General features: G+C 65.5%; 11 protein-coding genes. 7 read left to right on the plus strand and 4 right to left on the minus strand.

Going from position 1 to position 12,930, the window contains the following annotated elements; all coding sequences use genetic code 11:
* The first annotated feature begins 128 nt into the window (after positions 1–128).
* From OK351_RS15510 to narI, 4 genes are read left to right on the plus strand one after another with little or no spacing between them, the layout of a single operon-like run.
* Positions 129–3,866 (plus strand): nitrate reductase subunit alpha, encoded by a 3,738-nt coding sequence (locus OK351_RS15510; RefSeq protein ID WP_265160784.1) that lies wholly within the window; start codon positions 129–131, stop codon positions 3,864–3,866.
* The gene (gene narH / locus OK351_RS15515; protein ID WP_265160786.1) at positions 3,863–5,518 is read left to right on the plus strand and encodes a nitrate reductase subunit beta; all 1,656 of its coding nucleotides are present in this window, start codon (positions 3,863–3,865) and stop codon (positions 5,516–5,518) included. Before OK351_RS15510 ends, narH begins: the two co-directional genes overlap by 4 nt.
* Positions 5,515–6,210 (plus strand): nitrate reductase molybdenum cofactor assembly chaperone, encoded by a 696-nt coding sequence (gene narJ, locus OK351_RS15520; protein WP_265160788.1) that lies wholly within the window; start codon positions 5,515–5,517, stop codon positions 6,208–6,210. The genes narH and narJ overlap by 4 nt, the downstream gene beginning before the upstream one ends.
* The gene (narI, locus tag OK351_RS15525) at positions 6,210–6,992 is read left to right on the plus strand and encodes a respiratory nitrate reductase subunit gamma (protein WP_265160790.1); all 783 of its coding nucleotides are present in this window, start codon (positions 6,210–6,212) and stop codon (positions 6,990–6,992) included. The genes narJ and narI overlap by 1 nt, the downstream gene beginning before the upstream one ends.
* A gap of 13 nt (positions 6,993–7,005) precedes the next feature.
* Here the strand turns inward: narI and OK351_RS15530 are convergent, their stop codons facing one another.
* Genes OK351_RS15530 through modA form a run of 3 tightly spaced genes read right to left on the minus strand, consistent with a single transcriptional unit; the run spans position 7,006 to position 9,368 of the window.
* Positions 7,006–7,746, minus strand: a complete 741-nt coding sequence (locus OK351_RS15530; protein WP_265160792.1) for an ATP-binding cassette domain-containing protein — start codon at positions 7,744–7,746, stop codon at positions 7,006–7,008.
* Positions 7,743–8,561, minus strand: coding sequence for an ABC transporter permease (locus OK351_RS15535; protein ID WP_265160794.1), 819 nt, complete (start codon positions 8,559–8,561; stop codon positions 7,743–7,745). Before OK351_RS15535 ends, OK351_RS15530 begins: the two co-directional genes overlap by 4 nt.
* An 18-nt stretch (positions 8,562–8,579) precedes the next feature.
* Complete coding sequence (gene modA / locus OK351_RS15540; RefSeq protein ID WP_265160796.1) at positions 8,580–9,368, minus strand: molybdate ABC transporter substrate-binding protein; 789 nt, start codon at positions 9,366–9,368, stop codon at positions 8,580–8,582.
* Positions 9,369–9,582: 214 nt separating this feature from the next.
* Here modA and moaA point away from each other — a divergent pair, with 214 nt between their 5' ends.
* Positions 9,583–10,623, plus strand: a complete 1,041-nt coding sequence (gene moaA / locus OK351_RS15545) for a GTP 3',8-cyclase MoaA (RefSeq protein ID WP_265160798.1) — start codon at positions 9,583–9,585, stop codon at positions 10,621–10,623.
* Here moaA and OK351_RS15550 read toward each other — a convergent pair whose 3' ends face one another.
* Positions 10,624–11,172: a DinB family protein gene (locus OK351_RS15550; protein WP_265160800.1), complete on the minus strand. Its 549-nt coding sequence runs from the start codon at positions 11,170–11,172 to the stop codon at positions 10,624–10,626.
* 91 nt (positions 11,173–11,263) lie between these two features.
* Here OK351_RS15550 and OK351_RS15555 point away from each other — a divergent pair, with 91 nt between their 5' ends.
* Both OK351_RS15555 and OK351_RS15560 read left to right on the plus strand, forming a co-directional pair.
* Entirely contained in the window at positions 11,264–12,220 is a 957-nt protein-coding gene (locus OK351_RS15555) for a helix-turn-helix transcriptional regulator (protein ID WP_265160802.1), read from the plus strand.
* A 323-nt stretch (positions 12,221–12,543) separates the two neighbouring features.
* Positions 12,544–12,930 carry a transposase gene (locus OK351_RS15560; protein WP_265160804.1) on the plus strand — a complete coding sequence of 129 codons (387 nt, stop codon included), beginning with the start codon at positions 12,544–12,546 and terminating at the stop codon, positions 12,928–12,930.

Raw genomic sequence — 12,930 nt, forward strand, 5'->3', positions numbered from 1 at the left:
GCGCTAGACTTCGGCCGGTATTGGGGCGACCGGGGCCAACGCACACAAGGGGAAACCCCAAGGGGGTTGCGTCTTTCGGAACAAGGTACGAAGATCGTGACAGGAGTCACAGTTGGGAGTACCCGCAAATGACCGACAGGCCACACCACACACAACCGGCCACCGATGGACCACTCGCCGACTCGCTGCTGGGCATGGGACGCTTCCTGCGGCGCGGCGAGACCAGCGAGGACCTGCGTGCCATGTTCCTCTCCGGCGGGCGGAAGGGTGATGTCTTCTACCGCGACCGCTGGGCCCACGACAAGGTCGTGCGCTCCACCCACGGAGTGAATTGCACCGGATCCTGTTCCTGGAAGGTATACGTCAAGGACGGCATCATCACCTGGGAAACGCAGCAGACCGACTATCCGTCGGTGGGGCCGGATTCACCGGAGTACGAGCCGCGCGGCTGCCCGCGAGGCGCCGCATTCAGCTGGTACACCTACTCGCCCACCCGGGTGCGCTACCCGTATATCCGCGATGTGCTGGCCGAGCTCTACCGGCAGGCCAAAACCGAGCATCCGGACCCGGTCGACGCCTGGGCCTCGATCGTCGAGGACCCGGCCAAGGCCAGACGCTACAAGAAGGCCCGTGGCAAGGGCGGGCTGATCCGTACCACCTGGGATGAGGCCCTGGAGATCTCCACCGCCGCCCAGGTGTACTCGGTCAAGAGGTACGGGCCGGACAGGATCGCCGGGTTCTCCCCGATCCCGGCCATGTCGATGGTGTCGCACGGGGCCGGATCCCGCTACCTGAACCTGGTCGGCGGAACCATGCTCTCCTTCTACGACTGGTACGCCGACTTGCCGGTAGCCAGCCCGCAGGTCTTCGGCGACCAGACCGATGTTCCCGAGTCTGCGGATTGGTGGAACGCCCAGTACCTGATCATGTGGGGTTCGAACGTCCCGGTCACCCGCACCCCGGACGCCCACTTCATGGCCGAAGCCCGGTACCGCGGGCAGAAGGTCGTCACCGTCTCCCCGGACTATACCGACAACACCAAGTTCGCCGACGAATGGGTGGCCATCCACCCGGGGACCGACGCGGCCCTGGGGTTGGCCATGGGGCACGTGATCCTCACCGAACACTTCGTTCAGAAACGCACCGCCCGGTTCCAGGAATACATGCTGCGCTTCACCGACTCACCGTTCCTGGTGGAAATCGACGAGGTGACCGGTCTGCCGGTCCCCGGCAAGTTCCTCACCGCCGCGGACCTGGGAGGTACCGAGGCAGAGGCGGAGAACGCCGCCTTCAAGCCGGCCCTGCTGGATGCCAGCGGTCAACCCCGGATCCCGCGCGGCACCCTGGGCCACCGTTTCTCCCCCGGGGACAAGGGTGCCTGGAATCTGGATCTGGGGGACATCACCCCCGTCCTGTCCGTTGCGGACCTGGAATCCTGGGACGGTCAGGCCGCGGCAATCGGCTTGCCGCGCTTCGATCTGGACCCGCAGGCCGGGCAGGAACACGCCGGCGGCTCGGGCGTGGTCACCCGCGGGGTCCCGGTGTTGCGCCTCGGGGACAAATTGGTCACCACGGTCTTCGATTTGATGCTCGCCCAGTACGGGGTGGGCCGTGAGGGCCTGCCTGGCAGCTGGCCCACCGGGTACGAGGACACCACCAGCCCCGGCACTCCGGGCTGGCAACAGGAACATACCTCGGTCCGCGCCGAACAGGCGATCCGTATTGCCCGCGAATTCGCCGATACCGCCGAGAAGTCCGGTGGCCGGTCAATGATCCTGATGGGCGCCGGAACCAACCACTGGTTCCACTCCGACACCATCTACCGCACCTTCCTGGCGCTGACCATGATGACCGGTTGCCAGGGCGTCAACGGCGGCGGGTGGGCCCACTATGTGGGGCAGGAGAAGGTCCGTCCGATCACCGGCTACCAGCAGTACGCCTCGGCAGGGGATTGGGGCCGCCCACCACGGCATACCATCGGCACCGCCTTCTGGTACCTGGCCACCGACCAGTGGCGCTATGACGGGCTGCCGGCCACCCAGCTGGCCTCCCCGCTGGCCCGCGGCAAATTCGACGGACGCACCACCGCCGATTGCCTGGTTGAATCGATCAAACGCGGATGGATGCCGGACTACCCGACCTTCAACCGCAACCCGCTGGATCTGGTGGACGAGGCCGAAGCCGCAGGCAAGGATCCCGCGGCGCATGTGGTGGACTCGCTCACCGACGGGTCGCTGGCCTATGCCTGCGAGGATCCGGACTCTCCGGAAAACTTCCCGCGGGTGGTGCTGATCTGGCGGGCGAACATCCTGGGTTCCTCCGGCAAGGGCAACGAGTACTTCCTCAAACACCTGCTGGGCACCGATGCCTCGGTACGCGCCCCGGAAGCAGCCGAGGGCCAACGCCCGGTGGACATGACATGGCACGAGAAGGCCCCCGAGGGCAAGCTGGATCTGTTGGCCACCGCGGATTTCCGGATGACCAGTACCACCTTGTTCTCCGACATCGTTTTCCCGGCCGCCACCTGGTACGAGAAATACGATCTGTCCTCCACGGACATGCACCCGTTCATCCACTCCTTCAACCCCGCCATTTCCCCGCCCTGGCAGACCAAAACCGATTTCGACCTGTTCGGGCAAATGGCCAAGCGCTTCGGCCAATACGCGAAAACACATCTGGGGGTTCGCAAGGACCTGGTTGCGACCCCACTGCAGCACGACACCGCCGAGGTGATGGCCACCCCGAAGGGCCGGGTCACCGACGGGGCACCACTGGTCCCGGGACTCACCATGCCCAAGCTGACCGTGGTGGAACGCGACTACCCCAACCTCTACGAGCGGTGGAGTTCCCTGGGCCCGCTGACCGGGAAACTGGGCATGGTCACCAAGGGCGTCAAGTACCGGGTGGAACCCGAGATCAAGGCGCTGGGCCGGCTGAACGGCACCGTCGCCGGTGGCCCGCATGCCGGGGCGGTCAGGCTGGACACCGACCAGAAGGCCTGCGAGATGATCCTGGCCTTCTCCGGCACCTCCAACGGGCGGCTGGCCACGGCGGGGTTCCGACAATTGGAGGAGCACACCGGGCAGGCGATGGCCTACCTCTCCGAGGAGCACGAAGGGTCTCGGATCACCTTCCAGGACGTGCAGGTCCAGCCACGCAGCGTGGTGACCTCCCCGGAATGGTCCGGTTCGGAACACGGGGGGCGGCGCTACACCGCATTCGCGATCAACGTGGAGCATCTCAAGCCCTTCCACACGCTCACCGGCCGCATGCACTTCTACCTGGATCACGACTGGATGGAGGAGCTGGGCGAAAGCCTGCCGATCTACCGACCGCCACTGGATATGCACCGGTTGTTCGGCGACGGCCGGCTGGGGGCGACCGGCACCCACGAGTCCGGCAACGCCGAAGTGGTGGTGCGCTACCTGACACCGCACTCGAAGTGGTCCATCCACTCCGAATACCAGGACAACCTGTTCATGCTCTCGCTCTCCCGCGGCGGGCCGACCATCTGGATGTCACCGCAGGATGCGGCGAAGATCGGGGTGCGGGACAACGAGTGGATCGAGTCCTACAACCGCAACGGCGTGGTGGTGGCCCGTGCGATCGTCTCGCATCGGATGCCGGAGGGCACCGTGTACATGTACCACGCCAAGGACCGCACCGTGGACGTGCCGATCGCCGAAACCAGCGGCAAACGCGGCGGCATCCACAACTCGCTGACCCGGATTCTGATGAAACCCAGCCACCTGATCGGCGGCTACGGCCAACTGGCCTGGGCGTTCAACTACCTGGGACCAACCGGCAACCAGCGTGACGAGGTCACCACGATCCGCCGCCGCAACCAGGAGGTGCAATACCGATGAAGGTCATGGCCCAAATGTCCATGGTGATGAATCTGGACAAGTGCATCGGTTGCCACACCTGCTCGGTCACCTGCAAGCAGGCGTGGACCAACCGTACCGGAGTGGAATACGTGTGGTTCAACAATGTGGAGACCCGGCCCGGGGTGGGTTATCCGCGCACCTACGAGGACCAGGAGAAATGGCGCGGCGGTTGGGTACGCACCAAACGCGGTCGCCTGAAGCTGCGTGACGGGGGCCGGCTGCATAAGCTCTCCCGGATCTTCTCCAACCCGAAACTGCCCGAGATCCACGACTACTACGAGCCGTGGACCTACGACTACGACATGCTGCTGAACTCCCCTTCCGGGGAACACACCCCGGTCGCCCGGCCCAAGTCGCTGCTCACCGGCAAGGACATGAAGATCGGCTGGTCCGCGAACTGGGATGACAACCTAGGCGGTTCGCTGGAAACCATGGACCAGGACCCGCTTCTGGCCAAGATGAGCGAAGAGGTGAAGGCCGAGTACGAGAAGGCCTTCATGTTCTACCTGCCGCGGATCTGCGAGCACTGCCTGAACCCCTCCTGCGTGGCATCCTGCCCCTCAGGCGCCATGTACAAGCGGTCCGAGGACGGGATCGTGTTGGTGGACCAGGACGCCTGCCGCGGTTGGCGCATGTGCGTCTCGGGCTGTCCGTACAAGAAGGTCTACTTCAACCACCGCACCGGCAAGGCCGAGAAATGCACCTTCTGCTACCCGCGTGTGGAGGTCGGCATGCCCACGGTCTGCGCCGAGACCTGTGTGGGACGACTGCGCTACCTGGGTCTGGTGCTCTACGACGCGGACGCGGTCGCCGCGGCGGCCAGCGTGGAAGACGAGCACGACCTGCTCGAAGCCCAACGCCAGGTGCTGCTGGATCCGAACGACCCGGCGGTCATCGAAGCCGCCCGGGCCGAGGGGATCGAGGAGGACTGGATCCACGCCGCGCAGGCCAGCCCGATCTGGAAGCTGATCCGCGACTACCAGGTCGCCCTGCCGCTGCACCCGGAATACCGCACCATGCCCATGGTTTGGTACATCCCGCCGCTGTCCCCGGTGGTGGACGTGGTCAGCAACACCGGCAACGACGGCGAGGACGCGGACAACCTGTTCGCCGCCATCGACAAGCTGCGCATCCCGATCGGCTACCTGGCCGAGCTGTTCACCGCCGGGGACACCGCACCGGTGGACCTTGCACTGCGCAAGCTGGCCGCCATGCGCTCCTACATGCGCGGCATCTCGCTCGATGACGTGCGTGACGAGTCGATCACCGAGGCGGTAGGCATGACCGGTACGCAAATGGAGGAAATGTACCGGCTGCTGGCCATCGCCAAGTACGAGGAACGCTACGTCATCCCGCCCGCCCACGCCGAACAGGCCCACGACCTGGAGGAAATGGGTTGCTCCCTGGACTTCGAGGGCGGGCCGGGAATGGGCGGGGCCGGCCCCTTCGGTTCCTCCTCCGGCGAATCGGTGCCGGTGGCCGTGGAGAACTTCCAGGCGCTGAAGAACCGGCAAACCGCTGACCGTCCTTCCACCGCGGGCAGGGTGAACCTGCTGAACTGGGATGGCAATGGACGACCGGACGGGTTGTTCCCGCCCGGACCCCAAGCGCAGGATCGTGATGGCTCATGATCCCCAAGTTGTTCAACCGCGCCACCGCCCGCCGGCCGCTGCCCGGAACCCTGGAACCGATCCGGCTCACCCGGCCGCAGCGTGCCCGCGTGCACATGCTCTGCTCGCTGCTGCTGGACTACCCGGATGCGCAGTGGTTTGACCGGCTGGCTACCTTGCCGGGGCACCTGGACGGGTTGCCGCAGGAACTCACCGGGCTGTTCGGCAGGTTCATCAGCACCGCCCGGGCGGCCGGGCCCACCGACTGGCAACGTCGGTACGTGGCCACCTTCGATCTGAAACGCAAATGCAGCCTGTACCTGAGCTACTTCGCCACCGGGGACACCCGCAAACGCGGCACCGCGCTGGTCACCTTCCTCGAGGCCTACCGGGCCACCGGCTGGGATTTCTCCGCCGATGAATTGCCGGACTACCTGCCGGCGGTCCTGGAATTCTGCGCCCGCTGCGATGACCCGATCGCCGAATCCCTGTTGGCCGCGCATATCGAGGGGATCGAGGTATTGCGCCAGGCGTTGGAAACCTCCGACAGCCCGTGGGCGGATCTGCTGCGCATCATCACCCTGTCACTGCCGCCGGTGGATGCCGCCACCCGGGAGCGGGTGTTGAATCTGGTCAGCGAGGGGCCACCCACCGAGACCGTGGGCCTGTCATTCCTTGGAAACCTTCCGCCATTCAGTCCCAGGGAGGGATGATGAGTACCGGAGCAATCCTGCTATGGGTGGTGCTGCCCTATGCCGCGGCCGTGGTGTTCGTGGTGGGGCATATCTGGCGCTACCGGTTCGACAAGTTCGGGTGGACCACCCGATCCAGCCAGACCTACGAGAGTCGGTTGTTGCGGTGGGGTTCGCCGATGTTCCATATTGGCATCCTGATGGTGATCGCCGGTCATGTGGTTGGCCTGCTGATCCCCCGCGAGTGGCTGTACGCGATCGGGATCACTGAGCACATCTACCATCTGGGTGCCACCTGGATGGGCACCTTCGCGGCAGTGCTGACCCTGGCGGGATTGGCGATCCTGGTCTACCGGCGTCGCACCACCGGGCCGGTGTTCCTGGCCACCACTCCCATGGACAAGGTGATGTACGTGTTCCTCGGCGCCACCCTGGCCTTCGGGACCCTGGCCACCCTGGTGTACCAGGTCTTCGGGCCGGGGTTCTCCTACCGCGAATCAATCTCCCCGTGGGTGCGCGGCATGATCATCTTCCAGCCCGATCCGGCACTGATGCTGCAGGTCCCGCTGTTCTTCCAGCTGCATGTGGTCACCGCCTGCCTGCTGTTCGCGCTCTGGCCGTTCACCCGGCTGGTGCATGTGTTCTCCGCCCCGATCCCCTACCTGTTCCGGCCCTATATCGTCTACCGTTCCCGGGATGCGGTGGGTCGAAGCGGGATGCGCCCGGTACGCCGCGGCTGGGACCCGGTCACCGCCCCGCCCGAACCACGTCGTGGACGTCGTAGCCGGGTTCCCCGCCCCTGAACCCACTGCAAGGCTAGGACAGAAAGTCCCCGGCGGGCAGTGTGGCGGCAACCGCACGGACGAAGCGGGTCGCCGGGTCGGCCAGCACCTGGCGCACCGGCCCCTGTTGCACCATTCGCCCACGCTCGATGACCGCCAGTTCCCCGGCCAGCGCCACGGCATCGGCGGCCGAATGCGAGACAACGATCGCGGTCATGCCGGTGCGCTCCAGCTCAGCACGTACCAGCTGGCGCATATCCGCGGCAGCCTCCACATCCAGTGAGGCGAAGGGCTCGTCAATGAGCAGCAGTCTGGGCCGCGCGGCCAGTGCCCGGGCCAGGGCGATGCGTTGGCGTTGTCCCCCGGAGAGTGCCGCCGGACGCTGTCCGGCCAGTTCCCCTAGCCCCAACCGTTCCAGCCATTGTCTGGCCACTTGTTCGGCCTGGGCCTTGCCCTGCCCCGAGGCCCGCGCCGCAAAGGCGATGTTGCCTGCGGCACCCAGGTGCGGAAACAGCATGGGGTTCTGGCCCAGCAGTCCAACCGACCGCCGGTGTGGCGGCAAGTGACGTTGCCCATCGGCCAGCACCGTGCCCCCGAGCTGGATCATCCCGGAGGCGATTCTCTCGATCCCGGCAATGGCATGCACGATCGTGGACTTGCCGGCCCCGCTGGGGCCCATTAGGGCCAGGGCCTGTCCCGGGTGCACGTCCAGTTCGACCTGCACATCGAATCCGGTGCGCGGTACCGTGAGCCGGGCGGTCAGGAACTCGCTCATTTCAACGCCCCCGGCCGCCAGGCCCGCACGCTAACCAGCACCAGGATTGCGGTGGCCAGCAACAGCAGGGATAACGCCACCGCCGAGTCACGTCCGGTACCCGCCCCGTTGAAGGCGGTATAGATCGCCAACGGCATGGTCTGGGTGACGCCCGGGGCATTGCCGGCGAACAGGGCCGTGGCCCCGAACTCGCCAATCGCCCGGGCAAAGCACAGGATCACCCCGGCGACCAGGCCGGGTGCCGCCAACGGCAGGGTTACCTTGGTCAGGACCGTCCACGGTGTCGCGCCCAGGGTGGCCGCGGCCTGCTCGTAGCCGGCGCCCGATGACCGCAGCGCCCCCTCCACCGAGAGCACCAGGAAGGGCAGGGCAACAAACGCCTGGGCCAGGATGACCGCCGCGGTGGAAAAGGGCAGGGTCATCCCCCAGAGGTCGTCGATGAGCCGACCCAGCGGGCTGGTGCGGCCGAATAGGAACAGCAGGGCCACGCCTCCGACCATGGGAGGCAGCACCAGCGGCACGGCCACCAGGGCGCGCAGCAACTGCGCCGTGCGCGCCGAACTGCGGGCCATGACCAGCGCCAACGGGACCCCCAGCACAACACAAACGAGCGTGGCCGTGAATCCGGTGCGCAGCGAAAGCCACAGCGCCTGCAGCGCAGCCGGGCTGGTCACGTCCTGAAACAGGGTGCCCCACGACGCCCGGGCGACCAGGGCCGCCAGCGGCAGTACCAGCAGGGCGATGCCCAGGATCGCGGGCAACACCGCGGCCAACGGAGCCCGCACACCCGTATCTGCCTTGCTGACGATACTCATCGGCTCGAACCCGCCTGGCTACTCGGCACTGCCGAAGCCGTGCTCGGACAGTATGGCCTGCCCGGCTTCCGAAAGCACATAGTCGACGAATGCCTGGGCCGCCTCGGCCTGTTCGGCGGTGGCCTGGGAATTCTCGACCACGGCGATCGGGTACTTGTTCACCACCTGGTCCGCCCCCTCGGGGACGATGTTTTCAACCGTGTCATCCCCGGCCACGTCGGTATGGTAAACCAGTCCGGCGTCGGCTTCACCGGCGGAGACCTTCTGCAGCACCGCGCTCACGTTCTGTTCCATGCTGGCCGGTTCCACCTCGATGTTGGCGTTGCCCAGCAGGGTTTGTGAGGCGTTGCCGCAGGGCACCTCGGGGGCGCACAGCACCGTGGTCACGTTCGCCAAATCGGCCAGGGCCTGGACCGATCCGGGGTTCCCGGCGGGAACCGCGATCACCAGGGTGTTGGTGGCAAAGATGGTCGGGCCAACAGCCAACCCGGCGTCGGTCACCGTGACCATGTTCTTCTCATCAGCCGAGGCGAAAACATCCACCGGGGCACCCTCGATGATCTGTGTGGCCAGGGTCGAGGAACCGTCATAGGAGATCTGGGCGATGTCGATGCCCTCGTTCTCGTTCTGGAAGTTCTCGGCGATCTCATCGAAGGAGCGCTTCAACGAGGCCGCGGCGGAGATGGTGATCTGCACCGGCTGGGCGTCGGGTTCGTCGCTCGCCTCGGGCCCGCCGCCGCCATTCGAACAAGCTGTCAGTCCCAGCGCAAGGACTCCCAAAATAGCCAGGGCTGAACGTACACGCATGCGTTTCCTGCTTTCAAGCTTTCCGATACCGCGAATTGTCGTCATGCTATCCTCCCAGACCGCCGTGAAATAGATGTTACGTGGATATCACGGGGCGTTCCGGCGGGAGGGTGCGTCATGGTGCTGTCGTGGCGTGGCCAAGTGGCCTACGCTGGAGGTATAGGAAATGGCCACCGGATCAGGTGGCACCCACGTTCCGTCAGAAGGCCAGGTTATGTCGTCGATCCCCTCCCGCCCGTTGGGTGACGCCCGGGGTAGGCCACTGCGCGATCTGCGGATTTCGGTCACCGACCGTTGCAACTTCCGGTGCGTGTACTGCATGCCCAAGGAGATCTTCGGCAAGGACTTCGTGTTCCGTGAGCGTTCCGAATTGCTCAGCTTCGAGGAGATCGAGCGGCTGGCCCGGATCGCCGTGTCGCTGGGGGTCCGCAAGCTGCGCCTGACCGGCGGTGAACCGTTGCTGCGCCGCGGGATCGAGCAACTGGTGCAGATGCTCGCGGCCCTGCGCACCCCGGATGGCCAGCCGGTGGACCTCGCGCTGACCACCAACGGGTCGGCCCTACCGGTGAAAGCCGCAGCCTTGAAAGCGGCCGGTTTATCGCGTGTCACGGTCTCCCTGGATTCCCTGGACGAAGCCCGGTTCCAGGCCATCAACGACGTGAAGTTCCCGGTCAGCCGGGTACTGAAGGCCATCGATGTGGCCGCGGACGCGGGTCTGGGGCCGGTGAAGATCAACACCGTACTCAAACGCGGGGTCAACGAGGACGAGATCCTGCCCCTGGCCGAGCATTTCCGCGGGACCGGCCACATCCTGCGCTTCATCGAGTACATGGATGTGGGTACCACCAACGGATGGAAACTCGATGAGGTGGTGCCCTCCGCCGAGGTGGTCCAGCGGATCCATGAGAAATACCCGTTGGAGCCGGTCAAGGCCAATGAGCCCGGTGAAACCGCCACCCGCTGGCGTTACCTGGATGGTGCCGGGGAAATCGGGGCGATTTCCAGTGTCACGAACGCCTTCTGCGGAAACTGCTCGCGCGCCCGGATCTCGGCCGAGGGGCAACTGTACACCTGCCTGTTCGCCGGTTCCGGGTTCGACCTGCGGGCACTGCTGCGCGGCGGGGCCAGCGATGCCGAACTCGCCGTGGCGTTGACCGGCTTGTGGCGCAAGCGCGATGACAACTACTCGGAGCTGCGCGCCGCGCTGACACCCGGGAACCGCAGGCGTATCGAAATGTCCTATATCGGCGGGTAGCTACCCCATGGTCTTCTGGCCGTCCAGCGCCTCGCGGATGATGTCCGCGTGTCCGGCGTGCTGGGTGGTTTCGCCGATGATGTGCAGCAGCGTGCGGCGCACCGACCAATGGGTGTCCACGAACCAGGGTGCCTGGGGCAATTCATGCACCGCATCCAGATCAACCCGGGCCAGCAGCGCGTCGGTTTCTGCCGCAATGCGCTCGTAGCCTTCCAGCAGCCCGGCGAGGTGTTCGCCGGGCTGCATGCTAAATTCTGCGCTGAAGGCTTCAAGTGCTTCCGGCGGCATATTGTAGAAATCCACGTCGCCCCAGTCCATGGCAGCCTTGCCCTTGATCATGAACTGCTGCCACTGCAGCTCCACGGCGCTCACGTGCTTGATCAATCCGCCGACGGTCAGCTCGCTGACGGTAGTGCGGGTTGCGGCCTGTTCGTCATTCAGGTTCTGCGCGGTGAAGCGCAGGAAGTGGCGGGCGTTGGCCAGTGCCTGGTGCAGATCGAACCGCTCCCCGGTCAGCTCGGTGTCGACGGCTTTCATGGTGGTGCTCATGGCTGTGCTCCTCGTTCTCGGTGTGTCTGATAAATCCACGATAGGAGCAATAGGTGTCTCTTTCTGTCCTAAATAGAGGCAGAATATTTGTATGAGTACAAGCCAACGAACCCTGCGCCTGCTCTCGCTGTTGCAGACGCGGCGCTACTGGTCAGGGCAGGAACTGGCACAGCGTCTGGAAGTCTCGCTGCGCACGCTGCGCCGCGACGTGGATCAGTTGCGCGAACTCGGGTACCCGGTACAGGCCGAGCGCGGTGTGGGCGGCGGCTACCAGCTGGCCGCGGGAGCGGCGCTGCCGCCGCTGGTGCTCGACGACGAGGAAGCGGTGGCACTGGTCATCGGCTTGCAGTCCACCATCCATGGCGGGCAGAACACGCTGGCCGATGCGGGGTTGCGTGCCCTGTCCAAGGTGGTTCCGGTGCTGCCGGCGCGGCTGCGGCAACGGGTACAGGCGCTGACCGCGAGTACCGTTGCCTTGCATACCCAGCAGTCCGCTCCGGAGCCGGTGGATCCGCAGGTGCTGGTGGTCTTCGCCCAGGGATGCCGCGACCGCGAACGCGTGGCTTTCGACTACTGCGACGCCCGGGGCATGGCCAGTTCGCGGCGCGTGGAACCGGCCAACCTGGTCAGCGTGGGCAACCGCTACTATCTGGTGGCCTACGATCTGGATCGCGCGGATTGGCGCAGTTTCCGGGTGGACCGGGCCGAGAACGCCCAGCCCCGGGCGCTGCGCTTCGCGCCGCGGGAAATTCCGGGCGGCGACGCTGCGCAGTTCGTCCGGGCCGGACTGAGGGGCTCCGGGCATCCCCAGGTCAGTGCCCGGGTCCATGCCAGCACTGCGGAGCTGGCGCCACGCGTCGGGCGCTGGTTCGAGATTCAGCCGCTTGACGAGCACAGCTGCATGCTGCGCAGTGAAAACGCAGACCTGCGCTGGGCGGCGTTTGGATTGGCGCTCTGCGAGGCACCGGTGAGCGAAGTACAGCCCACGGAACTGCGTGATCTACTCGCCTCGTGGTCTTCGAATCTTTCGACCGGATCTGGGGTGTAAATTTTTGCGTATTCTCGCCGCCGTCGGGTTGCTGAAGTTGGTTAGCTCGGTTCGGCGTCAACGACTCGAGAAAGCCTAGTCTTTGCACGGAATACCCTCGCCGTTCTGTCTCAAACTGATACCGCAGCTACCGCCGCCGAAATGAAGGGTCGTGTGGAAGGCTATAGGACTTTCGCCCGCCATATCGTGTCGATTCCTCGCGATTCGGCCATGTCGATGAAGCTCCGTACTGCAACGTCTCAAACCCAATAACGCAGCGGGATTCGATTGTCGCCCGCACAGCTGTCGCGCGTGAACTTTAGAACGGGGCCAGTTCGTGGACCATGCCGGTGGATGTCCGGCGGCTGCTCCCGGGTGTAGACGCTACCCAGGTCACTGCCGCCCAGATCCGCGAGTTCATCCAACGGTTGATGGCCGCCGGTGAGCACCCCCCTGGAGATCCTGAGTTCCTTTTCAACATGGATGCCTGCTATGACGTGGCACGCTTGGCCTTGCTCCTCGCGGAATTACCGGTGATCCTGATCGCCAGGGTCCGTTCGAACAGGGTGTTTTACGCCCCGGGTGGGGCACGCAGCGGATCGTCCAAGGGCCGGCCGCCACGGCACGGAGCCAAGCTGAGCCTGAAGGACCCGGCCACCCATCCGGCCCCGACCTACGCCAGTGAACACGATTTGGACCGGTATGTGTGTGTGCTTGTTCAGGCGTTCTAG

The sequence above is a fragment of the Glutamicibacter sp. MNS18 genome (assembly GCF_026107515.2).
Taxonomy (GTDB): Bacteria; Actinomycetota; Actinomycetes; order Actinomycetales; family Micrococcaceae; genus Glutamicibacter.